25 protein-coding genes and 1 other RNA gene are annotated in these 26,399 nt (G+C 40.5%); 22 read left to right on the top strand and 4 right to left on the bottom strand.

From position 1 onward, the window contains the following. Positions 1-15: 15 nt before the first annotated feature. The 12 genes from AC3AQ9_RS16420 to AC3AQ9_RS16365 all read left to right on the top strand — a co-directional run bounded on the left by AC3AQ9_RS16420 (position 16) and on the right by AC3AQ9_RS16365 (position 13,048). A complete protein-coding gene (locus tag AC3AQ9_RS16420) occupies positions 16-1,197 on the top strand; it encodes a phosphoglycerate kinase (RefSeq protein WP_488308679.1) in 1,182 nt (393 codons plus the stop codon). A 14-nt stretch (positions 1,198-1,211) separates the two neighbouring features. Beyond that, a complete protein-coding gene (tpiA, locus tag AC3AQ9_RS16415) occupies positions 1,212-1,973 on the top strand; it encodes a triose-phosphate isomerase (RefSeq protein WP_488308569.1) in 762 nt (253 codons plus the stop codon). Then, positions 1,966-3,498, top strand: coding sequence for a 2,3-bisphosphoglycerate-independent phosphoglycerate mutase (gpmI, locus tag AC3AQ9_RS16410; RefSeq protein WP_488308568.1), 1,533 nt, complete (start codon positions 1,966-1,968; stop codon positions 3,496-3,498). Before tpiA ends, gpmI begins: the two co-directional genes overlap by 8 nt. Before the next feature lie 16 nt (positions 3,499-3,514). Continuing rightward, positions 3,515-4,810: a phosphopyruvate hydratase gene (gene eno, locus AC3AQ9_RS16405; protein WP_488308567.1), complete on the top strand. Its 1,296-nt coding sequence runs from the start codon at positions 3,515-3,517 to the stop codon at positions 4,808-4,810. A gap of 98 nt (positions 4,811-4,908) precedes the next feature. Then, positions 4,909-5,136: a preprotein translocase subunit SecG gene (gene secG, locus AC3AQ9_RS16400; RefSeq protein ID WP_036808196.1), complete on the top strand. Its 228-nt coding sequence runs from the start codon at positions 4,909-4,911 to the stop codon at positions 5,134-5,136. Between the two features lie 478 nt (positions 5,137-5,614). Continuing rightward, positions 5,615-6,361: an alpha/beta hydrolase gene (locus AC3AQ9_RS16395; protein WP_488308566.1), complete on the top strand. Its 747-nt coding sequence runs from the start codon at positions 5,615-5,617 to the stop codon at positions 6,359-6,361. A 25-nt stretch (positions 6,362-6,386) separates the two neighbouring features. Further along, positions 6,387-8,714 carry a ribonuclease R gene (gene rnr / locus AC3AQ9_RS16390; RefSeq protein WP_488308565.1) on the top strand — a complete coding sequence of 776 codons (2,328 nt, stop codon included), beginning with the start codon at positions 6,387-6,389 and terminating at the stop codon, positions 8,712-8,714. A 54-nt stretch (positions 8,715-8,768) separates the two neighbouring features. Then, positions 8,769-9,233, top strand: a complete 465-nt coding sequence (smpB, locus tag AC3AQ9_RS16385; RefSeq protein WP_488308564.1) for an SsrA-binding protein SmpB — start codon at positions 8,769-8,771, stop codon at positions 9,231-9,233. A gap of 82 nt (positions 9,234-9,315) precedes the next feature. Further along, positions 9,316-9,669: a transfer-messenger RNA gene (gene ssrA, locus AC3AQ9_RS16380) on the top strand. Between the two features lie 158 nt (positions 9,670-9,827). Beyond that, complete coding sequence (locus AC3AQ9_RS16375) at positions 9,828-10,802, top strand: tyrosine-type recombinase/integrase (RefSeq protein WP_488308563.1); 975 nt, start codon at positions 9,828-9,830, stop codon at positions 10,800-10,802. Positions 10,803-11,473: 671 nt separating this feature from the next. Continuing rightward, positions 11,474-11,953, top strand: a complete 480-nt coding sequence (locus AC3AQ9_RS16370) for an HNH endonuclease (protein ID WP_488308562.1) — start codon at positions 11,474-11,476, stop codon at positions 11,951-11,953. Positions 11,954-12,286: 333 nt separating this feature from the next. Then, positions 12,287-13,048: a hypothetical protein gene (locus tag AC3AQ9_RS16365; protein WP_488308561.1), complete on the top strand. Its 762-nt coding sequence runs from the start codon at positions 12,287-12,289 to the stop codon at positions 13,046-13,048. Positions 13,049-13,259: 211 nt separating this feature from the next. On the opposite strand, the gene AC3AQ9_RS16360 is transcribed toward AC3AQ9_RS16365, so the two are convergent. Beyond that, positions 13,260-13,454, bottom strand: a complete 195-nt coding sequence (locus AC3AQ9_RS16360; RefSeq protein WP_488308560.1) for a hypothetical protein — start codon at positions 13,452-13,454, stop codon at positions 13,260-13,262. Next, entirely contained in the window at positions 13,451-13,828 is a 378-nt protein-coding gene (locus tag AC3AQ9_RS16355; protein WP_488308559.1) for a DUF1413 domain-containing protein, read from the bottom strand. Before AC3AQ9_RS16355 ends, AC3AQ9_RS16360 begins: the two co-directional genes overlap by 4 nt. A gap of 285 nt (positions 13,829-14,113) precedes the next feature. On the opposite strand from AC3AQ9_RS16355, the gene AC3AQ9_RS16350 reads away from it, so the two are divergent. Together AC3AQ9_RS16350 and AC3AQ9_RS16345 are read left to right on the top strand one after the other, a co-directional pair. Continuing rightward, positions 14,114-14,539 carry a very short patch repair endonuclease gene (locus AC3AQ9_RS16350; protein WP_488308558.1) on the top strand — a complete coding sequence of 142 codons (426 nt, stop codon included), beginning with the start codon at positions 14,114-14,116 and terminating at the stop codon, positions 14,537-14,539. A gap of 125 nt (positions 14,540-14,664) precedes the next feature. Continuing rightward, positions 14,665-16,050 (top strand): DNA cytosine methyltransferase, encoded by a 1,386-nt coding sequence (locus tag AC3AQ9_RS16345; protein WP_488308557.1) that lies wholly within the window; start codon positions 14,665-14,667, stop codon positions 16,048-16,050. A 7-nt stretch (positions 16,051-16,057) separates the two neighbouring features. Here the strand turns inward: AC3AQ9_RS16345 and AC3AQ9_RS16340 are convergent, their stop codons facing one another. Then, positions 16,058-17,263, bottom strand: coding sequence for an MvaI/BcnI family restriction endonuclease (locus AC3AQ9_RS16340; protein WP_488308556.1), 1,206 nt, complete (start codon positions 17,261-17,263; stop codon positions 16,058-16,060). A 13-nt stretch (positions 17,264-17,276) separates the two neighbouring features. Continuing rightward, the gene (locus tag AC3AQ9_RS16335; RefSeq protein WP_488308555.1) at positions 17,277-17,507 is read right to left on the bottom strand and encodes a helix-turn-helix domain-containing protein; all 231 of its coding nucleotides are present in this window, start codon (positions 17,505-17,507) and stop codon (positions 17,277-17,279) included. Between the two features lie 187 nt (positions 17,508-17,694). Between AC3AQ9_RS16335 and AC3AQ9_RS16330 the strand changes: the two genes are divergently transcribed. The 8 genes from AC3AQ9_RS16330 (at position 17,695) to AC3AQ9_RS16295 (ending at position 26,167) form a co-directional block, all read left to right on the top strand. Beyond that, complete coding sequence (locus AC3AQ9_RS16330) at positions 17,695-19,476, top strand: AIPR family protein (protein WP_488308554.1); 1,782 nt, start codon at positions 17,695-17,697, stop codon at positions 19,474-19,476. A 533-nt stretch (positions 19,477-20,009) separates the two neighbouring features. Further along, on the top strand, positions 20,010-20,312 hold the full coding sequence (locus AC3AQ9_RS16325) for a hypothetical protein (RefSeq protein ID WP_488308553.1): 303 nt from the start codon (positions 20,010-20,012) through the stop codon (positions 20,310-20,312). 130 nt (positions 20,313-20,442) lie between these two features. Then, positions 20,443-20,808, top strand: a complete 366-nt coding sequence (locus AC3AQ9_RS16320; protein WP_488308552.1) for an NUDIX hydrolase — start codon at positions 20,443-20,445, stop codon at positions 20,806-20,808. Positions 20,809-20,858: 50 nt separating this feature from the next. Then, the gene (locus AC3AQ9_RS16315; protein WP_488308551.1) at positions 20,859-21,029 is read left to right on the top strand and encodes a hypothetical protein; all 171 of its coding nucleotides are present in this window, start codon (positions 20,859-20,861) and stop codon (positions 21,027-21,029) included. A gap of 529 nt (positions 21,030-21,558) precedes the next feature. After that, the gene (locus AC3AQ9_RS16310) at positions 21,559-22,629 is read left to right on the top strand and encodes an aldo/keto reductase (protein WP_488308550.1); all 1,071 of its coding nucleotides are present in this window, start codon (positions 21,559-21,561) and stop codon (positions 22,627-22,629) included. Positions 22,630-22,817: 188 nt separating this feature from the next. Next, on the top strand, positions 22,818-24,419 hold the full coding sequence (locus AC3AQ9_RS16305) for an ATP-binding protein (RefSeq protein ID WP_488308549.1): 1,602 nt from the start codon (positions 22,818-22,820) through the stop codon (positions 24,417-24,419). Between the two features lie 17 nt (positions 24,420-24,436). Beyond that, the gene (locus tag AC3AQ9_RS16300; RefSeq protein ID WP_488308548.1) at positions 24,437-25,111 is read left to right on the top strand and encodes a response regulator; all 675 of its coding nucleotides are present in this window, start codon (positions 24,437-24,439) and stop codon (positions 25,109-25,111) included. A gap of 87 nt (positions 25,112-25,198) precedes the next feature. Beyond that, entirely contained in the window at positions 25,199-26,167 is a 969-nt protein-coding gene (locus AC3AQ9_RS16295; protein ID WP_488308547.1) for a tripartite tricarboxylate transporter substrate binding protein, read from the top strand. Positions 26,168-26,399 lie beyond the last annotated feature (232 nt).

The raw sequence follows: 26,399 nt of genomic DNA, 5'->3' as shown, positions 1-26,399 counted from the left end.
GGAGGTAGTGTCATGTTGAAGAAAATGACTATGAAAGACGTGGACTTAAAAGGGAAACGCGTATTTTGCCGAGTGGATTTTAACGTACCGATGTCGGAAGGAAAAGTGACTGATGATACACGGATCCGCGCTGCCATTCCAACAATCGAGTATTTGGTTGACAACGGAGCGAAAGTGATTTTGGCTAGCCACTTAGGACGCCCAAAAGGTGAAGTCAACGAAGACATGAGGCTTGCAGCAGCAGGCGCCAAACTAAGCGAATTATTACATAAAGAAGTGAAGAGCCTGGATGAATCCATAGGGCCAAAAGTTGAACAGGAAATTGCTTCGATGAACGAGGGAGATATTGTCCTATTGGAGAACGTTAGGTTCCATCCTGGCGAAGAAAAGAACGATGAAGAATTGGCTAAAGCGTTTGCCGCACTGGCAGATCTATTCGTCAACGACGCTTTCGGAGCTGCCCATAGAGCGCACGCTTCAACGGCTGGCATAGCCAAGCACTTGACTGCCGTTTCCGGCCTATTATTGGAAAAGGAACTGGATGTGCTAGGAAAAGCCTTGTCTGAACCAGAGCGGCCATTTACCGCCATTATCGGTGGAGCGAAAGTAAAGGATAAAATCGGCGTGATTGACCATTTGCTGGACAAAGTCGACAATCTGCTTATTGGCGGCGGACTTTCTTATACTTTTACAAAAGCTCAAGGCCATGAAATCGGCACGTCTTTACTGGAAGAAGACAAAATCGAATTGGCACAATCGTTTATCAAAAAAGCGCAAGAAAAAGGCGTGAAGCTTTATCTGCCGGTAGATGTTGTCGTGACAAAGGAATTCTCCAATGACGCTGAAACAAAAGTGGTCAATATTGATGAGATCCCTTCAGACTGGATGGGACTCGATATCGGGCCAAAAACAGTCGAACTGTATTCAGATGTCATCATGAACTCTAAATTGATCATTTGGAACGGACCGATGGGTGTTTTCGAAATGAGTTCTTTTGAAAATGGTACAAAGTCAGTTGCACAGGCTATGGCAAAAACAGAAGCCTATACAGTTATTGGTGGAGGCGATTCAGCCGCAGCAGTGGAACAATTCAATGTTGCTGATCAAATGGATCATATTTCTACCGGCGGCGGAGCTTCTCTTGAATTTATGGAAGGCAAAGAATTGCCAGGTGTTACTGCATTAACCGACAAATAGAAGGAGTGGTATTGTTGAGAAAACCGATTATTGCTGGAAACTGGAAAATGTATAAGACTTTTTCTGAAGCAAAGGAATTTGTAGAAGAAGTAAAAGGTCTCGTGCCGGACGCAGACAAAGTCGATTCGGTCATTTGTGCGCCTGCTCTTTATCTGCAGCAGCTCGTCGCTTCAACGGAATCAAGCCCTCTTCAAATAGGCGCCCAAACTATGCATGAAGAAAAAGAAGGTGCATTCACCGGGGAAATCAGTGCTGCCCAATTAGCAGGCATCAACGTGAACTACGTGATTATCGGACATTCTGAACGCCGGCAGTATTTTAATGAAACAGACCAATCAGTAAACAAAAAAGTACTTGCAGCATTTGATAATGGGTTAACACCAATTATGTGTGTGGGAGAGACCTTGGAGCAGCGTGAAAGCGGTGAAACCGGCTCAGTTGTTGAATCACAAGTAGAGGCTGGACTCGCAGGATTATCTGAACAGCAAGCCGGGCAATTGGTGATTGCTTATGAACCGATCTGGGCGATTGGAACAGGCAAAACAGCTACTGCACAAGATGCCAATGAAGTGTGCGGCATTATCCGAAATAAAGTTGCATCATTATTTAATGAAGATATTGCTCAGCAAGTCCGCATTCAATACGGAGGCAGCGTGAAACCTGCCAATATCGAAGAATTGTTGGGCATGGAACATATTGATGGCGCGCTTGTTGGAGGCGCTAGCCTTGAAACAGAATCATTTGTAAAACTACTAGAGGCGGGATTGCATGCGTAATACAGACTATCCAGTAGCTTTGATTATTTTGGACGGTTTCGGCTGCCGGAAAGAGACTTTCGGCAATGCTGTTTCTCAAGCGAACAAACCGAATTTTGATCGATTATGGGACAGCTACCCTCATAGCCTTTTGACAGCTTCAGGTGAAGCAGTGGGGCTACCGGAAGGCCAAATGGGCAACTCGGAAGTTGGCCACTTGAACATCGGGGCCGGAAGAATCGTTTATCAGAACTTGACCCGGATTCATAAATCCATCCGCGATGGCGACTTTTTTCAAAATACGGCTTTTGTAGAAGCGGTTGAACATGCCAAAGCAAACGGCAAAGCGCTCCACTTGATGGGCTTGCTGTCAGACGGCGGTGTGCATAGCCATTATGAGCATTTGTTCGCTTTACTGGAATTGGCAAAACTTCATGGATTAACTCGTGTTTATGTGCATGGATTCTTGGACGGCCGTGATGTTGGACCGCAGACAGCGCTTAAGTATGTGGAAGAAGCCGAGCAGAAAATGCAAGAAATCGGTGTCGGTAAATTCGCTTCCATCAGCGGGCGCTATTATGCAATGGACCGCGATAAACGCTGGGAGCGGGTAGAAAAGGCTTACCGTGTTTTAGTGGATGGCGAAGGCCAGACGGCTCCCTCGGCTAACGCAGGAATTACACATTCTTATGACTTAGGCATCCATGATGAATTCGTCGTGCCTTTTGCCATCGTTGAAGAAGGCCAGCCGGTTGCTACAATTGAAACAGGCGATTCGGTCGTATTCTTCAATTTCCGTCCTGACCGGGCTATTCAGCTGACATCCGTCTTTGTGCGTGAAGGGTTTGAGGAGTTACAGCTTAGTGTGAAACATCCGACAGAGCTGTCATTTATCACATTTACTTCCTATAGTGACGATTTGCCGACGCATGTTGCCTATGAGACGCTGAATTTGGAAAATACCATAGGTGAAGTTCTGTCCGATAAAGGGCTGACCCAATTACGGATTGCGGAAACCGAGAAGTATCCGCATGTGACGTTCTTTATGAGCGGAGGAAGAGAAGATGTTTTCCCAGGGGAAGACCGGATATTGGTTGATTCCCCGAAAGTGGCGACATACGATTTGCAGCCGGAAATGAGCGCATTTGAAGTGACGGGCAAACTGGTTGAACAAATTCAAAATGACGCACATGATGCCATCATTTTGAATTTTGCAAACCCGGATATGGTAGGCCATAGTGGAATGCTTGAGCCGACAATCCGCGCCATTGAAGTGGTTGATGAATGTTTAGGCAAAATCGTTGAGGCGCTGCATGCCAAAGGCGGATATGCGATTGTGACAGCCGACCACGGCAATGCCGATGAAGTGGTAACACTTGAAGGCATGCCAATGACGGCGCATACGACAAATCAAGTGCCAGTCATTGTGACTAAAAAAGGTGTGGAGTTGAGAAAAGGCGGAATTTTAGCCGATTTGGCTCCGACCGTGTTGAAATTACTGAATGTTGAACAGCCGGAAGAAATGACCGGAAAACCATTATATTAAAAGGGAGATGTTTTCATTGCCAATTATCACAGACGTTTTAGCACGCGAAGTATTAGATTCACGAGGAAACCCAACAATCGAAGTGGAAGTATTCACAGAAAGCGGCGCATTTGGACGCGCAATCGTACCATCTGGAGCTTCTACGGGAGAACACGAAGCAGTTGAACTTCGTGACGGCGACAAAGGCCGTTACCTTGGAAAAGGCGTATTGAAGGCAGTTGACCATGTTAACAATGAAATCGCTGCAGAAATCGAAGGCAACTTCTCAGCTCTTGACCAAGTTTCCATCGATCAGGCGTTGATCGCACTTGACGGTACAGAAAACAAAGGCCGTTTAGGCGCAAACGCTATTTTAGGTGTTTCCATGGCAGTAGCACACGCAGCTGCTGATTACTTAGATGTTCCGTTATATCAATACTTAGGCGGTTTCAATGCTAAACAATTGCCAGTGCCGATGATGAACATTCTAAACGGCGGCGAGCATGCTGATAACAATGTGGACATTCAGGAATTCATGGTTATGCCGGTCGGCGCAGAAACTTTCCGTCACGCAGTTCGCATGGGAGCAGAAATCTTCCATAACCTGAAAAGCGTCTTGAAAGAAAAAGGCTATAACACTTCTGTAGGAGATGAGGGCGGATTTGCTCCTAACCTTGGATCAAACGAAGAAGCACTTCAAACGATTATGGAAGCTATTGAAAAAGCTGGCTACAAACCAGGCGAAGATGTATTGCTTGCAATGGATGTCGCTTCTTCTGAACTTTACGACAAAGAAAAAGGCGTATATAACTTGCCAGGAGACAATACAGTGAAAACTTCAGCTGAAATGGTTGACTGGTACGAAGAGCTTTCCAATAAATACCCAATCGTCTCAATTGAAGACGGTCTGGATGAAAATGACTGGGATGGCCATAAATTGCTGACAGAACGCATTGGCGATCGTGTTCAATTAGTAGGTGATGATTTATTCGTAACGAATACGAAAAAATTAGCGCAAGGAATTGAGCAAGGCGTTGGAAACTCGATTTTGATCAAAGTAAACCAAATCGGTACATTGACAGAGACTTTTGATGCGATTGAAATGGCGAAACGTGCTGGCTACACAGCTGTTATCAGCCACCGTTCAGGAGAATCGGAAGATGTAACGATTGCCGATATCGCAGTGGCAACAAATGCAGGGCAGATCAAAACAGGAGCTCCTTCACGTACGGACCGCGTTGCGAAGTACAACCAATTGCTGCGCATCGAAGACCAGCTGAATGAAACTGCTAAATATCTTGGCGTTAAAACTTTCTACAACTTGAAGAAATAAGGTATAAGAGACCCATTACTTCTGTTGCTATTGTCATAGTTCGAAGTTTTTGGTAAACTTATTCTTGTTGTGGAAGTTCTTTTCAGGAGGTGGAATTTATGCATACGTTGTTAATGACCTTACTCGTCATCGTATCGCTCGCTTTAATCGTTGTGGTATTATTGCAATCAGGAAAAAGTGCAGGCCTTTCAGGAGCCATCTCCGGTGGAGCAGAGCAACTTTTCGGCAAGCAAAAAGCCCGCGGGTTGGACCTAGTCCTTCAACGCGTAACGATTGTACTTGCTGCCTTATTCTTTATTCTGGCTATCGCCGTCACAAAAGTTTAATGTAGATGATTAAATCGCCTGACCAATAACTGGTTAGGCGTTTTCTTTTAGAGCTATAATTTTATGAAGAGTGAAGAAATCGCTGCAGCGCACTTTCATGTCTCGAAGCTAGCGAAGCGATGCAGAGACAGGCGGACGCTTTCCGCAGGCGGTCCGTGAGCCTCCTCGTCGCAAGCTCCTGCGGGGTCCCACTTGGACGCGCTATCCCGCAGGAAACGATTTGCGTTAGCGCGAATCGTTTGCGACGAAGCTAGCGCAGCGATGCAGGAGCACAATATTTGCCCTCGCCGCCTTCCGCTTTTTCTTCTTAAAAGATTGCGGTCATAAATGTTTTGAAATACTAAGTGTTACTCATTTTATAAAGTGAAAAGATAAAGATTTTCACTAGAAAGTGAAGTTATTTTGTGTAATATCGATAGAAGATATTATCCGAAAAAATAATGAAGTTGATTTATGTATATAAGAATGGAGGATTTTTATGCGAGTATCGCAGCCAAAACCATTTTTCTTTAAAGCAGGACCAAGAGCCGTGCTATTGCTGCACGGATTTACAGGAAATTCAGCGGATGTCCGGATGCTCGGGCGTTTCCTGGAAAAACAAGGCTATACGTCCATCGCTCCACATTATGCGGGTCATGGAGTCGAGCCGGAAAAACTGCTCCCTACAGGACCGTCAGACTGGTGGAAAGATGTAGAGAAAGCTTATAACCAATTAAAAGAAGAAGGCTACGAGGAAATTGCCGTTGCCGGATTGTCGCTTGGCGGCGTATTTACCTTAAAGATAGGGTATACATTCCCTGTAAAGGGACTCATCACGATGTGTGCGCCTATGCACATGAAAACAACCGAGTTGATGTATCAAGGCGTGTTAAAATATGCCCGTGAATACAAGAAGTATGAAGGAAAAGAAGAACAAGTTATCGAAGAAGAGATGAAGAAGTTTCAAGAAACTCCAATGGAGTCACTTGCTGATTTGCGGAAATTGATCGGCCATGTCAGAGGACAGGTGGATCATGTATATGCCCCGCTTTTTGTCGTCCAGGGATCATTGGATGATGTGATTGACACCGATTCTGCCAATATCATTTATAATGAAGCAGAATCTTTCCAAAAAAATATCAAATGGTACGAGAAATCCGGGCATGTTATAACGCTCGATAAAGAAAAACAACAATTGCATGAAGACATTTTAGCATTTCTCGAATCGCTCGATTGGAGCGTGTGAGACCGTCTTAGAGGAGGAATTTAGTATGGCAAATAAGGAAATGACACTGGACCAGCGGTTACTGGAGTTTATGCGTGAAGACGCCTATAAACCCTTGACTGTTCAAGAAATAGAAGAGCAATTCGGTTTTGAAGATGCAAATGAGTTTAAGGAATTAGTGAAAACCTTAGTGAAGCTTGAAGAAAAAGGGTTGCTTGTGCGCTCGCGGGCAAACCGCTACGGCGTACCGGAGCGAATGAATCTGATGCGCGGCAAATTTATCGGCCATCAGCGCGGTTTTGGTTTTGTGGCTTCTGAAGAAGCGGGAATGGACGATATTTTCATCCCGCCAACAGAAGTAAATGGCGCAGTCAACGGCGACAAAGTGCTGGTGAGAATTTCTGAAGCTTCTTCAGGCGACCGCCGGGAAGGCGCGATTATCCGCATTTTGGAACGCGGAACGACTAAAGTAGTCGGAACCTTCCAGGACAACCGCGGCTTTGGATTCGTGGTGCCTGACGATAAGAAAATGAATATGGATATCTTTATTGCCAAAGAAGATACATTGGGGGCTGTTGATGGCCATAAAGTGGTAGTGGAGATTACCGGCTGGCCTGAAGGGCGCATGTCTGCCACTGGCATGGTGACGCAAATTTTGGGGCATAAAAATGACCCGGGCGTTGATATCCTGTCAATCATCCATAAGCACGGCATTGAAACGGAGTTTCCGCCGGATGTACTTGAAGAGGCAAACAGTGTACCTGAAGAGATCGATCCGTCAGACATAACAGACCGCCGCGATTTAAGAGAAGAAAAAATCGTGACAATTGATGGCGCTGACGCCAAAGACTTGGATGATGCTGTCCAAGTGGTGAAACTGGAAGATGGCACTTACAAACTCGGTGTCCATATTGCTGATGTCAGCCATTATGTAACAGATGGTTCTGCAATTGACCGGGAAGCTTATGACCGTGCTACAAGCATCTATTTAACGGACCGGGTAATTCCGATGATTCCGCACCGTTTATCAAACGGTATTTGTTCCCTTAACCCGCAAGTTGACCGCTTAACGCTGTCATGTGAAATGATTTTCAATGATCAAGGGGAATTGCTGTCGCATGATATTTTCCAAAGTGTCATTAGAACATCAGCCCGTATGACGTATACGGATGTATATGAAATCCTGGAGCAGGACAATCAGGAACTGAAAGAAAAATATGCAGAACTGGTTCCGATGTTTGAATTGATGAGAGACCTTGCGGCAATTTTAAGAGGAAAACGGATGCGCCGCGGAGCGGTTGATTTTGATTTTAAAGAATCGAAAGTTCTGGTTGATGAAGACGGTTATCCGATTGATGTAGTCGTGCGGGAACGGACGGTATCTGAACGCTTGATCGAAGAGTTCATGTTAGCCGCCAACGAAACCGTTGCCGAGCATTTCCATCATATGGACGTACCGGCTCTTTACCGTATCCATGAAGATCCGAAGCCGGAAAAACTGCAGCGCTTCTTCGAGTTCGTGACGAATTTCGGGATTGTAGTCAAAGGAACAGGCAACCAGATACACCCACGTGCTTTGCAGGAAATCATTGAGTCAATCGCAGGCACACCGGAAGAACCGGTCATCTCTACAATGATGCTGCGTTCGATGCAGCAGGCAAAATATTCAGCGGAAAGCCTGGGGCATTTCGGTTTATCGACTGAATTCTATACCCACTTCACTTCACCAATCCGCCGTTACCCGGATTTGGTCGTGCACCGGTTGATTCGGACATATCTGATCAACAAAGATTTGTCGAAAGCGACCATCATGCACTGGGATGCCAATATGGACGAAATCGCGGAGCATACGTCTGAACGTGAGCGTCGAGCAGTCGAAGCGGAACGCGATACAGATGCCTTGAAGAAATCTCAGTTCATGGCGGATAAAATCGGTGAGGAATTTGAAGGCATTGTGTCTTCTGTTACCAACTTCGGTTTGTTCATTGAATTGCCGAATACGATTGAAGGGCTAGTCCATGTTTCCAATATGACAGATGATTTTTACCGTTTCGATGATCGCCAGATGATGATGATTGGCGAGCGCAGCAACCGCCAGTTCCGGATCGGAGATGAAATTGCCATCCGTGTTATCGGAGTGAAACCGGAAGAATCGTCAATTGACTTCGAAATCGTCGGCATGACACAAAATGTTCGCCGTACACGAAAAGACGCGCCTAAAGTGATCCGTGCAACGAAAAAAGATGGAGACCGGAAACCTGGCCGCGACGGGAAACCGGCAAGCGGCGGTCCGACCCGCAAGCCGAAAAACAAAAAGAAAAAGTTTTATGAAGGCGTTGCTAAGGGCAAAGGTCCAGGACGCAAAAAGAAATAATAAAGGAGCGGCTTAGCTGCCGCCCTTTTTGAATCCATATGAGGTGAAAACAGCATGGCAAAAGGCGAAGGAAAAGTTATCGCACAAAACAAAAAAGCCAGCTTTGATTATTTCATTGAAGAAACGATTGAAGCTGGGATTGTACTGCAAGGGACAGAAATCAAATCTGCCCGCAACGGCAAAGTGCAGCTGGTGGATGCGTTTGTGCGGATCCGGAACGGCGAAGCGTGGATCTCCAATATGCACATCGCTCCATACGAACAAGGCAATATTTTTAACCACGATCCGACAAGGGTCCGGAAACTGTTGCTGCATAAAAAGCAGATCAATGAACTTGTAGGGGTATCGAAAGTGCAGGGAGCGGCAATCATACCGTTGAAGATGTACTTGAAAGACGGTTATGCCAAAGTGCTGCTGGGCATCGGTAAAGGTAAGAAAAACTACGATAAGCGCCAGGACTTGAAGAAAAAAGACGCGAAACGTGAAATTGACCGGGCTTTGAAAGACCGTAACCGTTAAGACTTGAAGTCTGACCATTATTGTCTTATAATATTTATATAGCACACAAGGCTAATCGCCTTTCCGTGTTCCTTTATAATGAGGGGACGTTACGGATTCGACAGGGATGATCTGGGCTTGGGTCGCGCGTCGGAGGATCGGCTCCGTCATCAACGTAACTATAGTAACTGGCAAAACAAACCAAAACCTAGCATTCGCAGCGTAAGCTCGGATCTGCTTTATCTATCCATCGCCCATGTGGCTGGGTAAAGCTCAACTTTAGTGGGATACGGCTTGCAGTGCCATTTGAGCTGCCGGCAAGAGATTCTCAAATTAGTGCCCAGGACGCCTGCTTACTGGCAGAATGGCGCATGAAACCCTAATAAGTAAGCTACACGCGTAGACGCTCAAGTAGCGGAGTTTCTGGACGCGGGTTCGACTCCCGCCGTCTCCATTTGGAGATTGCTGCTAAATGCAGTGGTATCAAGGTTTTAAGGAAGTTAGGGATATTGGACAGGAGTTGGACTCTTGTGCAATATCCCTTTTTTCATTCCTACATAATTGGCGAACTCAGTTCGATAACTTCTAATACAAATTGAATTAGGAGGCTTTATTATGACTAAAGGAAGAAAGCACGGCATGTTTGCGGTAAATAAGGAAACTGTAAGAAGATCGACGAAAAATAGTGAGGAAAACAAGGAAGGTTTGTTAATTATCGATGCACTTGAGATAGTTTTCCAACAAATGCAGGTAGCAGGAAATCGGCAACGAACTATTGAAAGCTATCGTTATATTTTCAAACAATATGTAGAATACAATAAATTAGAGTTTGTAGAAGATATTGGTATAGATACGATATATGATTATTTGAGTTCGTTACAAGTAACCCAGCAAACAAAACTAATAAGGTTAAAGTCTATCAAGGCTATGTTGAGTAAGTTTTACAATAATGGATGGTTCAAACAAAAGTTTTGGAGTTCTATCCATATTAAGATCGATAAGCAAGTAAAGAAAGGCATTAATGAAGTTGATGTTGATACCTTGCTAAGTTTGATTGACCAGACGAATTTTGTAGGTTTTAGGGATAGTGTTGCGATCCTTACCATGTATAGTACAGGTATCCGCATTCGAACGCTTGGAGAATTAAAAGAAAGTCATGTTGATTTTGATAATTTGACTCTTAACTTGGACGGATCTACTCTCAAAAACCATCAATTTCTTAAGTTGCCAATTTCCCAAGAGCTAGCAAAGATGTTTAATGATTTAATCCATTTGAATGAGAACATCAGACAGTACTATGGCCAAGAAAATAAAAACATTTTTATCACTCAGAATGGTTTTCCAATGAATACAAGTAAGTCGTCAAACTGTGCAATTTCTAAACAACTCAATAAGTACTCCAAAAGATTCGGACTTGAAAATATTAATGCACATGCAATCCGTAGGGGATATGCTAAAAACTTATTAGACAAGGGTGCGAACATAGCACTTATAAGTAAGGCGTTGGGACATTCTGATTTAGCCGTAACAACGAAATATTTGCATTTAGATATTGATGAAGTTGTAAACAGTCTGCGAACCTTCTGTTAATATGATGAGGCTGAACCTGAACCTTTTATTCGTAAACAATTTTATGCGATTAACTTCTTTATAGAATTAAGGAGGGGGGTGAATACCACATTTTATAGATGCTTTACTATATGAAAGTGGGTAGGTACGTCCGTTCACACTCTATTAAACGATGTTTTTCCGATACGAGAAGGATAAAAACGGCATTTTCTTCAATTGAAAAAATGATAATGTGTAGTTTTCTCTAACTATCTACGAGACAAATAAGTTTACGAAGCTCTTAGACTATGGCGGGGGAATTCTTATGCAATAGAGTATAAGTTTCTACTATATAAAAAGTAAAAATTCGGAATTTAAAAATGCTATTGTATCGAAGGCTACATGCTGTTATGATGGAGTAAGTGATTAATAATATGATCGAGAAAATTATGTAAGGAGAGAATTAAATGCTACCGCCTCATTTGGAGGCATGCTTGTTCTATATTTCTACAATGTTAGTTAACGGGATAAATCTGCCTGTTTTTTTGTAGAGGGACAAGTGTGTTTTCAAACGGGGGGAGTGTTTAATTCGCTCCTTTTTTTGCGTTGATTAACATTCTGGTAGTAACAAATAATTTAAATGTAGAAAGAGAGGAAAGAGTAGCAAGATTATTTAAGTGAGAGAGAGAGGGTCTAATCCCTGCTCGAGAAATATGATTAAAACGTGCAGTAAATGCAAAGAAAGTAAAACAGCAGATGGATTCAGTAAGGACAGAAGTAAAACCGATGGGTTAACAAGTGCTTGCAGGGAGTGTAATAATAACCGAGAAAAGAGACGGCGTGCTAACGGCGGTGAGTTTACCAAAGAGCAAAAGCAAGCAACGTTTCTCAGGGACGGACACTTCTGCCAAATCTGTAAAAGTACTGCTAACTTGCAAGTGGATCATAAGTTGCCACAATATATCTGTCGTCCTGATACTGCTAGTGTCGAAGACAATGCATGGATATTATGCAAGACTTGTAATGTTGCTAAAGGGATTAAAATCCTAATAGAGGTTATAAAAGGTATGCCCAGAAAAGTTTTAGGACCAATGCTTTTAGAAGAGTACACTTCACAGATAAAAGACGGTCTTTTTGATAAGGTAACCACCACTATTGGGAGCATTAATTTCACGGAAGTAAAACTAAAGTGACTGATCCACCATCTATTAAAGTGTCTACGCAAATAGACCACTAAAAAACAGGTGTAGTTTAGTGATTGATATATAAACTACACCTGAAATTTTGGTGTCTTCAAATAATACTACACCCTAAAAATAAGTGACCCCTTAAGTTGGGAACTTATAGTATTTTGCTGGTTATTCTAGCAGTTTCATACAGGGAATAGATAGAAGAACAAAAGATAAAAGAAATATAGTAGATGAAATGTAACAGCCAAAAGGTCGGCGCAGCCTTCCTTTTGACTGCCACGCATATTCTGAAATTATATGAAATAAAATGAAAAGAAAAAGAAGGAGAATACAATAATGGTAACTGAAGCAAAAACATCAATACAGCAAGAAAAGGGAGAATCGTTTATCAAAATCTCCAAGTCACTTATAGAATCCAAACAACTGGGGAAAAATGGTGAACTAGACGTTTATTATTTAGCTGTTATCAAGTCTATGGCTAATAATTTCCTTGGAGTTGCATATACAGGGGTTAATCATCTAATGAAATTTATTGGCATGAGTACTGGACAGAGTTCAACAAAATCAAGAACAAAGGCCTCCTTATTAAGATTGCAGCAGATGGGACATATTGAAATCTATGAAAATACAAATGGGGAAATGGTTGAAGAATTGAAACATGGTAACAACTATTTCATCAAACCAACTGGCAAAGATGAAGAATTCAACTTTGCTAAAATCCATTATCATGATATTCATAAAATAGTAACACTAAAAAGTGATTACAAGCCTAAAATATTTGCTGTATATCTTAATATGGTTGGCTATATTTTTTATACCGTAAGCAATAGACCATTATCCTATGTATCTATCAATACAGTAGTAAAGAATACCGGAATAAATCGAAGGTCGGTAATAGAATACCTCAAAGTATTGCATGAAGCGAAGGTACTGCATTTTGTGCATTTTGAAATCAATAACACCACTGTAAAGAACTATTGTACAAGGTGGATTCACAAAGAACATACTGCTGAATGGGGACTTTCAGAAGCAGAGCATCAGTTTAAAACTGGTAGGGAAAAGTTCAAAGGTGGAAGAGAAGGAGTATCAGAAGAATAAAATTGCATATGTGAGATCTATCTTTCTTTTCGTCTTCAAAGCAAAGCAGTGATTGAATAGTAATTTTCAATCACTGCAAAATTGAAGAGATCGTAAAATCATCAAAATGCTTTTGAAAAGAGACCTCCTTAGTGTTCTTTAATAAAACCCATCTTTTATTACTTGGAATTAAATTTCAGTAAATTAGTTGTTTGGTATAACCTCTCTAAGATCAAATTTCATCTGAAATATATTTTGAAATGTCTATCGTATCTTCCAAGTCATAGAGTTTACTTTCCATGGCAGCCTCAATTGATTCTTGTAGCTCTACTCCTCTTAGACCTTCTTCATAAAGCGCGCCACGAACCTCAGAATAAATATTTGCCTTAATTTCTTCAGGAAGTTGGTTGATGTATTTGTTTTTCAAATTTCTTCACTCCTTTTCTTGTACCATTGAGCATTTCCAGACTCTTTGGAGGTAGCGATAATAGGCAGCCATCCACCTTTTTCTACTTTTCGAATAATAATTCTACCTAATGTTCTTCTATCTGTAATGCTGATGTTTGACCAGACTTGTTTATCAAAACAATCGCGGACTTTAAATTCTTTATCGTCTTTTCTTTCTCTTACTGATTTTTCGAACTGTCCTAGTAGCTCTTCGAGAATATCATTTGTTTGTGGCTTTTCTTTGAATAATATAAGCCTCAAATATTCTGGAATACTGGCGCATCCGCTCTCTAAAGCAAGATCATAAGCAAAGGTATACTCTTTATCAGATAAACTAAATCGCACAGTCTTCATTGATGATTTCTCTCCTTCACCAAGTTGTTGTTGTTATTGTACAATTACAACTAACCAGAGTCAAGATAACAAATGAAAAAACGATTCCTTCAAATACGCTTTTACTAGAGAGACTTATCAAGCAAGGGTTAATAAGGCACGTTTGACATTTGCACTTATTGGAACATATGTTCTATAATGTTGTTGGACGTATTACTCTTCTCTTAAAGTACTTGATCTTAAGCATCCGAGTTAAAATTAATAAAGGGCGGGTAAACTGTAATAAAACGTCTTAAGAGGTGGCTTATGAAATTTTCTGAAGAAGGCAGAAGGAATATAATGAAATCAGTAAAATCACAGTCAAAACTTGAAAATTTAGTTTCAAAAGAACTTTGGAAAGCAGGTATCCGTTTTAGGAAAAATGAAAAGACATTATTGGGAAAACCGGATATTGCTATCAAAAAATACAAAGTTGTGATTTTTATTGATTCATGCTTTTGGCATTTTTGTGATTTGCACGGTCATCTTCCGAAAACCAATCCTGAATTTTGGGAAGAAAAACTATTACGGAACAGGAAAAGAGACCAGCTTGTTAATGAGCATTATGAGAATTTAGGTTGGAATATTAAAAGGGTATGGGAACATGAGATAAAAGAAGATTTTGAACAAGTGATAGAAGATTTAATACTATTTATTGAAAAATCTAAGAATGCTGATGTGAGAAAAGGTTAAGTTCGCTTTTCCGCTTTTGTCCATAAACTAGTGTATAATATAAATTTATCTTAAAGAAGCCCTGGACTTTCATGGGTTTTTCTATATAATGAGAAGTAGTAACAAATATCAAGGAGGAGATCTGAATGCCATATGCAATAGATTTATTTTGTGGCGCAGGTGGGATGAGCGAAGGATTAATCCAAGCTGGATTTCATATATTATTTTCAAGTGATATAAGTGAAGATGTTGAAATCACTTATAGACACAGACACGAGCAACTAGGGTTACGCCAAGGAGAAAATACTTTCTTCCATAGAACAGATATTTCACATTTGGATGGCGAATTTATATTCAATGCAATACAAAACCTTCAAATTTTTCAAGGTCATGAGCTTCCGGAGATTGATGCGATTTTTGGTGGTCCACCATGCCAAGGTTTTAGCTTAGCAGGTAGGAGGGCTAAAAATGACCCTCGAAATATGTTGTTTAGGGAGTATATTCGAGTAATTGATGAAGTACAACCTAAGTATGTGATTATGGAAAACGTAACAGGATTCCTCAATACTTCATTAGATGGATTTGTTGGGGTAAGAGAATCAACTTACCCAGATGGAACACTGGTAACTACCATCTTAGAAAATGAATTAACTGCTATAGGTTACAATGTTTTACCAGTCCAAGTTCTAGATGCTAGCGATTTTGGAGTGCCTCAGAGACGTAGGAGAGCTATTTTTATGGCATATAGAAATGACCAGACTCCTATTCAATATCCTGATTTTACGGATTCATCAAGAGAAATAGTAAATGTGCAAGAAGCAATATCAGATCTAATTCTTTCTCAAAACCAAGATTTTGATTTGACAGAGTATCAATTAAATTCGATTGCTGGAAGAACGCCTAGAGTATTAAGGGCTGATAGAAACGGCATTGAATTTGGAGAGCCAATAGGACATGTAGGACCTCCTCAGAACCATGAAGTATCAAGACACAGCCCAGCTGTAACTCAACGCTTCAGTTTGTATCGTGAAGGCGAGAATACCATGGCTTTGACTCAAAGAATATTAAATGAAGGAATTGAAGATGTTCTATTTAATTATCCAGATTTACTTATGGAATGCTTCAATGCACAAGAAGAGTATAGGGATTTAGCTAGCTTAGCAGAGGCATTACAAAGCGCAACAGCTAGTGCAAGTATCGTAAAGCTTTTTACATCTAAAAAAGGGAATAGATACCGGTATGATAGAAATTCACCGGCATCAACAGTACTTACTTTACCTGATGACTTTATTGTACCGTTTGAAAATCGCATACCTACAGTGAGAGAGTTGGCAAGATTACAATCTTTTGATGATAGCTTACTTTTCAGGGGGAAAAGAACGACGGGCGGACCGAGAAGAAGGGTAGAAGTTCCTCAGTATACACAAGTAGGAAACGCAGTTCCACCATTGCTAGCGAAAGCGGTTGCCCAACAAGTGCTAATGGCTTTAAGACAAGAAAACCAGAATACTGTGGCTAGTACTCTGGTTTGAAGTAAAGCTATTTGATTTCCTGTACGTATTTGAATAAACGAAGCAAGTACTTCTTGCTTTCCATTCTCCACAAAAATCCATGGTCTCGAACTTTTCCATCTTTCATATGGATTGCAAAATCGAGGCCAGCCAAGTTTTCCTTAATCAACGCAAGATATTCGGAAAATAGGACTTCTCTGCAATGGGTAAGAGAGTCATAGTAAAACTCTTCTTTATTATTTTCATTCAATCTGGTTTCAGCTGTAATGAAAACACTTTCTCCGTGTTTGCTTTCAAGGGCTTTGCGCAAATCATCCATTGTGTAATAGACAACGCGCTGTCCATTGTGGCAGACATGGATAATTTGGTTTTCTTCATCGATTTCCAAATTCCATCCATAAGAATTCGGAAGAACTTTTATAGTGCAATAAATACCAGTGCGGTCTTTTAGTGGATCATCTTTCCCGTACTGTTCAACGAGTCCTCGTCGGTTGCCGACAGTTCCCCAATTTGGAATAAGTGAGAATAAAGTCTGTTTGCCAGTAGGGGTAGTCCTTTTTTCTTTAGGCTTCTTCGATCGGGAACATTTAATCTCAATGCCTTTGTAATCTGGATTCTTACTAGAGTTGGACTTGATACCAAGAAGTGTTTCAAAGGTAAATCCAATGCCGGTATCCCCATCTTTTTCGGTTTCAATAAAGCCTTGAGAACTCACATTTTCAAAAAGTTCCATCAGCTCGTCTAATGGAGAAATTTCTTTTTCTTCCTTCAAAAATTCTTCGATCGGAATAATAGCTGCTCCAGTGAAGTACTGGTCCTCATTATCATTATCAAGCAAAAACTTTGATCCGATTTCCAAATAATGTGGGTTATCTGGCGTGATAACTAGGCATTCATATTCAGAGTGGTCCTTGTATTTCCCCACTACAAGCAAGCTTCCAACAGGTTTGTTGTTCAATAGTTCTGGTTGCAAAGAAGTCATCCTTCTTTCTGGATACCGGTGGTAATGCTTCCATTTACTAGCCTTGGTGTCTCCCTCATTCATTTGAGGCCAGATAGTGGTTATTGGCTCTTCATAATTAACTTGGAGAGCAGGATCGAAAGCGGCGAATGAAGGGAATAGATGATATGCAAACACGGGAATCAAAACCCCGTGTCTTCCGCTGTCGTCATTGGTCGATAAAGCCTTACAAAAAACATCTTCGATATGTTCTGGTTTGCGAAAAATATTCATTATTAATTCCTCCTTAATCGGTTTCAAATAGTTTTGATGGATGTACCTCTAGTGCTTCAGCCAATTTCGCGATTTGTTTCAAAGTTGGATTCCCATTTCCATTTTCGAACCTAGAAATTGTTGGTCTAGAAAGACCGGTAGCGGCTGAAATTTCGAATTGGGTTACTTTCTGGTCTTTTTTCAGTGCCAGTGCTGTTCTGGCATTTCTTAAATTTCTCCCAAATTCATCTTGTATACCTTCCATTACCTTCACCTCTTTCTTAATTTAAGTTTAAATCAAGAGTTCCGGCAATGTGTTAGCTGAGATGATCATTTTAATGGTTTTTCAATTTTTTTTTGAGTTTTTCGTTTTTAAATCTAAAAAGTACAATATACTTATTTTGTAGGCTAAATAGGCCAGACAAGAATATTTCAATTATGGAGGGAAAATAATGGGGAATTATCAAAATGAGATAAGTCGAATTATTAAACACTTTGAGCTTCAAAACAAGAAACTTAAAAATGAAGAAGCTTTTGAAATACTCGCTTTACAGTATATTTTTTACAAAGAAAAAGAACTTACTGCTATTTCTAGTAATATTGATGACCATCTTACAAATGGAACGAATGATGGTGGGATTGATCTAGTGTATTATGACGATGAAGATGAAATTTTATCACTGGTTCAATGTAAAACTTCAAGTCTTTCATCGGATGATATTCTCGATGAAATCAGAAAAATGAATACAACAGTAGAAGCTTTTAAAAACCATAATACTGGAGCTTATAGCAGCAAATTAAAAAGGATTCTCAGAGAAAATCTAGACCGGCTTCCTGAAAATGGCCAAATTGAATATCATGTTTTTTACTTAGGTGATTTTGATGTAAAGAATTTCGAAAGAAAACTAAAAAATTCGCCAATAAGCGATTTAGAAGACTTGATAAAAGTTACGGACACGCCTTTAATAAATACACAGATTGCAAATATTCAAGATACTACGACAAAAGTTAGAGAATTTAAAGCAGCTCTTGATAAGAGTAAGAATTTTTTAGAATACGAATCTCAAGAAAATTACGGCGTGATGGTAAACTTAAGTTCTAAGTCACTTATTGAAATGTATGAACTATTCAAAGATAAAGGTTTATTTGACATGAATATTAGAAAATACATATCGCATAGATTGGTCGATAAAGGGATAAATGAAACTTTAGATAAAGATAGAGAGAACTTTTGGTTTTACAATAATGGGTTAATTGTAGCTGCCGAAGATTTTGCGATTGATGGAAATACAATTACTTTCTATGACTTTTCAATTGTAAATGGTGGACAAACCACAAATCGTCTTGGGGAATACAAAGGCTCAAATAGTCAAGAATTCTTCGTCCCTTGTAAAGTGGTTTATCAAAAGGAAGCTAAGCCTTCTGATGTTAACCAATTCTTTACTAAAATTGCCGAGACGACTAATTCTCAAAAACCAATTAAAGCTAGTGATTTGAAATCTAATACACCCGAAATGCTTACTTTAAGAAGAGATTTGAGTACTCATGGTATCGATTTTCAAGTAAAGCGTGGAGAGAGACCAAAAAGCAACAAGATTAGAATAAAGAATGAAGAGTTTGGTCAATTAATTCTTGCATTTGTAATGCAGAGACCGGGAACTGCACGTTCTAACAAAAAAGTATTGTTTGAAAGCGGTAATGTATATGCCTCGATTTTCAAAAAGAACTATACACGTTCACCAGATAAGTTAAATTTCATCATAGACTTGATTGACCTCTATAGTCGTTTTAAAAGAATTACGGATGAAATGAAGAAAGAAGAAGGGATATTAGAAGGTACAGCGAAAGACATTTTAAAGAATGGTAATTTTGTTTTAATAGCTTTGCTGGGAATTTTATATCGAGTTCAAAATCAGGATATTAATAACATTAGGGACGCTGTTGATGATCCTAGCGTACTTAGTGAAGCAACTTTTGAATATGGAAAGTTTATCTCGAATTATAAAGAAGATGATCTAGATACGAAGATAAAAGAACTACTAGTAGAATTGACTGTAATAATTGAAGAAAGATATGGAGTTCTTCTAGCTGCTAATGAAGTGACTAGTGTAAGCAACTATTTCAAGAGGGACTCAAGTTATCAGGAAGATATTCTAAAAACAATTTCTTCAAAAATGCTTCTTTCGAGAACTAGACAGGCAATACTTGAATATAGTTCCTTCTTGAAAAGATAGTAACTCATGAGAAATGTATTTGTTATTGATCATTATTTTTATTTCTAATTTGCAGGTCTTTACTATAGAAGTGTAAAATGGTTGTAGGATGTTATTGGACTGAGTTCTTAATATTGTAATACCCCCTAACTGATAAAACCTTGATATACCAGTAAGCTACACGCGTAGACGCTCAAGTAGCGGAGTTTCTGGACGCGGGTTCGACTCCCGCCGTCTCCATTTGGAGAAAGTGGATTTTAAGAAAACGCCAAAACCTTTTTATGAGGTTTTGGCGTTTTTTGTGGACTTATTACTAAAGGTTGTTGATCTGCGCTGCACCTGGACGCTTTCTGAGGATACGGCTTCAACCTTTTTCTGCATTTTGTTCAGTTTAGGATCTTCGTCTCTCTTTGCTGCGCTGCTCTCGCTGGAGTTGTTGGTTTCTATATCATTTAACTGGGAAGATATAATATGAAAATTATGATATTGTAATAATATGGTAAATTAAAGTAGGTTAGAACTGAAATGGTACGATAAAGGGAGGTAAAGACGGAATGAATTATGAACTCACTTTTACGTTGATATTGATTGGTTTAACTTTAGGAGTAGCGGCTGCATTTTTTATCAGTAAAAATAAGATGAAGAAAACAAAAATGATAATTTGGGGAGTTACATTAATGATTGTAGTAGCTCCTTTATTTAGCTGGTTGGTTTCTCAACTATATGGTATATATGAAGAAAGTGGTTGGGCAGCTGTAGCTTTATCGGCTATTTTATTTCCTGTCATTTTTCTGTTCGGTTTAATAGTTTTGCTGACCGGGGTTTTTCAGAAGATGAAAGAAAAAGCTCGAAGTTAATAGAGCAAACATAAGAAATTGTATACCACAGTATTTAACATTTCACTGATAACAAAAATATAGGATGTATTAAATAATGAATTTTAATTAATACAGGTACTTTATTCCGCATTTTAATGGAGATGAACTCATGATTTCACAGGCTATTATTTTAAAAAACAACGATATCTTAATGGTTAAACAATATGTGCAAAGGGGAGACGTTGTTTGGAATTATCCAGGCGGAGGGATAGAAGAAGGTGAAACACCAGAACAGGCATGTATTAGAGAGGTAAAAGAAGAAACAGGATATGACGTAGTAGTTAAGAAACTGCTATTTGAGAAAGCCAATAAATATACTTTTATTGCTGAGATAACAGGTGGTAAGTTCTACTTGGATTCTACTCATGTCGCCAACAGCGATATTATCGATGTTGCTTGGGTTTCGATAGATGAGCAAACAAAGTTCGATAACATTACCGCTCCACTTTTGAAGTTATTTATCGAGCAAAATTGAAGCATGCGTGTTGACTGATTCCTTTTATTATAGATTGCCAGAGGAGTGCCATGGATAGCGAAGGCCAAGAAGCCAAACGTCAAATTGAGTTGAAGAACAAATACTTTTCTGACCTTCAAAAGAATTTATCGGGTTCAAGAAAAGAAGGATTTAGAGAGGGTAAAGAAAGTGTACTAAAAACGATTAAAAAAATAGACCGGAAATGTCTTCGGAAAGCATAGCGGAAATGTTGGAAATTAACATTGATCAGGTGAATAGAGGTAGAAAAGAACTAGACAGCCACAATGGAAACTGAAAATAACGAGTATAATGCATGGTGTGCAATAATAGTATTACCAGTATTTCTAATCAATGAGCCGAGTTTCTACTATAATAAAAGTTATAATATGAATCAATATAACTTATCTCCGTAAGCGATTTATTTAAAACCTAGTCAAAACGGTGGTCAGTGTTTTAAAACAGTACGTAGAAACCCTTTAAAACATTGATATAGCTGTACTTTTAACAGGAGCGTGTTCGATTCCCGCCGTCTCCATTTGGAGAAAGTGGATTTTAAGAAAACGCCAAAACCTTTTTATGAGGTTTTGGCGTTTTTTTTGTTTCTGTGGTAATTGTCTTTAATATCAAACAGTTCTAACGTTAAAGAATTATCTATTTTGTATTACAAGCAGTTTTACAAGCAAAATAGTAGGGTAATCCACTGATATCCCACATTAATTAAACTAATACTCATTCAATAGGAGGATTTTTATGGAATACATTTATTTAGGAAATTCCGGCTTGCGTGTCCCTAAGTACATACTGGGAACTATCCCGTTCAGTGGAACAAATGGTTTTGAAGCAGCTGGCGATGTTCAAGAAGATGAAGCCCGTAGGATGGTTGATGTGTCTTTGGAAGCCGGGATCAATATGTTCGATACGGCGAACCTCTACTCAAAAGGCGATGCGGAACGCGTGCTTGGATCAGCGATCAAAGGGCGCCGGGATGAAGTGCTGCTGACGTCGAAAACGGGATTTCCGTTAAGTGATAATCCGAATAATCGCGGTGCTTCACGGAACAATATCTTAAGTTCCATTGACCAAACTTTAGAGCGGCTTGGGACGGATTACATCGATTTGTATTTTACGCATCTCTGGGACGGACAGACACCGATTGAAGAAACGGTGGAAACGATGACGAGCTTGGTGAAATCCGGGAAAATCCGCCATTGGGGCGTGTCGAATTACAGTGGCTGGGCATTGGCGAGAACGTATTCAATCGCACAGCAGCCGGGTTATATTCCGCCCGTCACTCAGCAAATCTACTACACCCCGGAAGCCCGGGAAGCGGAATATGAGCTTCTTCCTGCAGGAGCGGAGCTTGGCATCAGTTCGATGATCTGGAGCCCACTTGGCGAGGGGCTGTTGAACGGGAAAATCGGGCGCAATAAACAAGCACCTGAAAACACGCGCCAAGGCGGTGGATGGTCAGAGCCATGGGTACAGGATCAGGAGCGTCTTTTCCAGGTAATTGATGCTTTGGAGGAAGTGGCGGCGAATCATAGCGCTTCCGTGCCGCAAATCGCTTATTCCTGGGTGAGGGACCGACCGAATGTCGGTCCGATCGTCATTGCTGCACGCAATGAAAAACAGTTGAAGGAAAACATTGCTTCTTTCGATATTCAGCTTTCGCAGGACGAGCATGACCGGATTGAGTCGGTGGCCAGACCCGCACCAATCTATCCACTGTGGCATCGTGCCATGAATGCGGCGGAGATGGGAAGCCCATCCGAAATCTCCTATCTGAAAGGATACAAGCAGTCGATGGGAATTGATGAGTAAAAAAGCATGTTATTAAAAAGAAACGCACCAAAACCAGAATTCTAAACCAGTTCTGGATGCGGTGCGTTTTTTAGTTGTTTAATTTTTAAAGAGGAAATCCCCCCCCCTAATTAGAGCCTCATAAGCTATAATGAGTGATGAGAAATGCAAGGATAAATAACCATTATTTTAAGAAAAGAGTTATGCTGATGAACAAAATCAAAAACATTCCATTGCAAACAAAAATATTAGGGCTGATCAGTGCACTGATCCTTTTGATCGTGATTCTTCTCGCCAGTATCTTTGCTTATATGGAGTCTGTGGATACCAGAAACCAAGTGGAACAATTGGCTTTGCAATCGGCTAAGACGATTTCGCTCTTGCCGGAGCTTACTGAAGGCATTGGAGAAAACGATGTAGACGGCCGTTTCCGGCCAATTGCAGAACAAGTGAAAGACCAAGTGGATGCGGCGGATATTGTGATCGAAGATCGTGACAAAATTATTTATTCACATGTAAATCCGGAAAGGGTTGGTCAGGAGAGCAATGACCCTGCCAGTTACCAGTCACTGATTTTTGGGGGTTCGAATAATTTTGAAGTTGAACGGGAACAAGGTACGGTGATAATCGGCAAAGTGCCAATCATTGCGGATTTCGGTGAATACACGCAAATCATTGGGACTGTTTCTGTCGAGTTTTCGGAAAGGGATATATACCAAAGTATCTATGAACGCATCAGAATTATTATAATTGCTTCTCTAATTGTTATGGCAGTAGGAATCATCGGAGGCATCTTCCTGGCAAGTAGCATTAGAAAAGATACATTGGGGCTGGAGCCGCATGAAATAGCAGCTTTATATAGGGAAAGAAATGCCATTCTTTTATCGGTCAAAGAAGGAATTATAGCGATTGATGAAAACGGATTGATCACGTTGATCAATCATTCAGCGAAGTCCATGTTAGATCTAGATGAAAATCACCTTATAGGTCAGCCCATCGACCAATTTCCTCAAAATATAAACATAGAGGATGTGCTGCGGACAGGGAAGCCGGTCAACAATGAAGAGGTCTTGATTAACGAAAAGATTTTCATCTTCAATAGTATCCCGATTATTGAAAATGGCCAAGTGGCAGGAGCAGTTTCCAGTTTCCGGGATAAAACGGAATTAAAGAAACTGATGAATACCATAACAGAGGTTCGTGAGTATTCGGAGGGGCTCCGTGCACAAACACATGAATACGCCAATAAGTTATTTTTGTTATCCGGCTTACTGCAACTTGAAAGGTATCAAGATGCATTTGAATTTATCCAGAAAGAGTCAGTCACGCACCAGCACCAAAACCAGATTTTGTTCAACCAAATTCATGACGGGAATGTCCAGGCTATTTTATTGGGCAAAATCGGAAAAGCTTCGGAAAAGAAAATCCTCTTTGAAGTAGATGCCGATAGTTATATTGATCCGTTGCCGAGCCATATAAAGGCTGCAGATATCGTAGTCATTATTGGCAATTTGATTGATAATGCCTTTGATGCAGTAGAGCATCAGGATGAGAAAAAAGTGGTGTTTTCAATTATGGGTCTTGGCAATGATATTATAATAGAAGTAACAGACAATGGAAAAGGGATTCCAGATGAAAAACTAGCGTCGCTGTTTACGCTGGGATATTCATCTAAAGGCGAAAATAGAGGGTATGGCCTGTTCAATGTGAAGCGCATTGTTGAATCCTTGGGCGGAACGATTGAAGTGGACAATGAACAAAAGGGAAGATCTATTTTTACCGTCTACCTCCCTAAAAAGATGATGGGATAAAGCAAGGAGGAAATACCGTGATTAAAGTGGTTATAGCAGAGGATGATTTCCGGATTGCTCAAGTGCAAGAGCAGTTTTTGCAAAAAGTAAAAGATGTAAAATTGGTAGGGAAAGCATTAAATGCAAAAGAAACCCTGGATCTTTTAAGTGAGAATGAAGTGGATTTGCTGTTGCTCGACATTTACATGCCGGATGAGCTGGGAACGGAATTATTGCCGAAAATCCGGGAAAATTATCCGGCGATTGATGTGATTATGGTGACTGCTGCAACCGAAAGAATCATGCTTGAAAAGGCTGTCAGATATGGTGTTTTCAATTATTTATTAAAGCCGGTAACCATGGATAAATTTGTGGAAACCATCGAAGAATATAAAAAAAAGAAAAAGCTGCTTGGCACCACGGAAGAAGTAGACCAAACGATGATCGACCGATTTTTCGGGTCCGCTAAACAGTCAACAGCCTCGCAAAATGATCTGCCTACAGGCGTAGACCGCCATACTTTAGACAAAGTGAAAGAGGTAGGGAAAAAGCTGAAAGGCGTTTCCATTGATGAAATGAGTGAAGAAATGGGCATTTCCCGAACGACTGCCAGAAGATATCTGGAATACCTGGTTTCAGTGAATGTCTGTGTCGCCAAACATGAGTACGGGATTGTCGGAAGGCCTCAAAGAAAATATTATTTTGTAGAATGATTGATGGATGTACTTTTCGAATAGAAAATTGAGAATCGGCATCAAATACGCCATAGCTAATTTGGTGAAGTTAACGAGGGATCGCTAATGAGAAAAAAGATAATGATTATTTCCATATTTTTGGCCATTCTTTTAATAGGGTGTTCTCCGGAAGAAACTCAGGAGCTGGCAACAGATGAAGTAACGATTGTTGCCGGGTCGATCGGTGGCGGCTGGGACATCACGGCACGGGCAATGAAGGAAAGTTTGGAAAGTGACAACTTGGTTGACGCGGATATTCATGTACTGAATAAAGTCGGAGCTGGCGGAGAACTGGGCTGGAAATATACGCAGCAGCAAAAAGACCCGGTATTAGCCGTCAATTCCAGCTTGCTGATCACTAATCATTTACTGGGCCAAAGCCAATTGACTTATAAAGACTTTACTCCACTGGCCATTTTGGCGACAGAATGGGAAGTGGTAGTGGTTTCGAAAGATTCGAGCGTGGACAGTGCTAAAAGATTGATGGAAAACCTGAAAGCTGCACCCCATGATTATAAAATCGGCGTTTCGCCAAGACTGGGAAATGACGACCAGCTGTCATTTGTACTGGCAAGCAGACAAGCTGGAGTACAGCCTGAAGAACTGGACTTCCTGATTTACGAAAACAGTGCAGACGTAGTGGATGCGTTATTGAAAAAGCAAATAGACGTGGCAACCATGACGCTAGCGGAAGCAAAAAAATATTATGATCTCGATCAAGTCAAATTACTCGTGATTTCATCTGATGAAAGATTAAAAGAACTGCCTGAAATCCCTACCTGGTCAGAAGAGGGAATTGAAATGGTATTCGAGCATTGGCGCGGCGTTATGGGGCCGCCTGATATGACAGAAGACGAGATCCAGTTTTGGGATCAGGTGCTTGAAAAAATGGTAAAAACAGAACAATGGCAGCAGACGCTCGAGAAGTATATGTGGAAAGATTTTTATATGGATAGCGGCGAAACGGCTAAATTTTTGGAACAGCAAAGTAAAATGTACGAGGACTTGATGAAAGTGCATAGGGAAGATGAATAACATCAAAGGCAATAAATAGTTTAAACGGATTTAATGAAATAAATTTTTACGGCCCCTACAGCTTGTTTATAGAGGCTGCAAAATATCGTAATGATTTTTTACGAGGTTGACTCAGAGATAATTGTGTTGCATTTCCGCCGGTTGGTGCAGGCTGGCGGAGTGCTGAGACACATTCTGAGGCAGCCTCGTTTTATTGTTTTCCGGTTCATAACCTAATTTTAAAATAGCCGTA

The sequence above is a fragment of the Planococcus sp. VCh962 genome, assembly GCF_057748275.1.
Note: the sequence above shows the minus strand (reverse complement) of the source record. Positions and strands in the feature narration are given on the sequence as shown.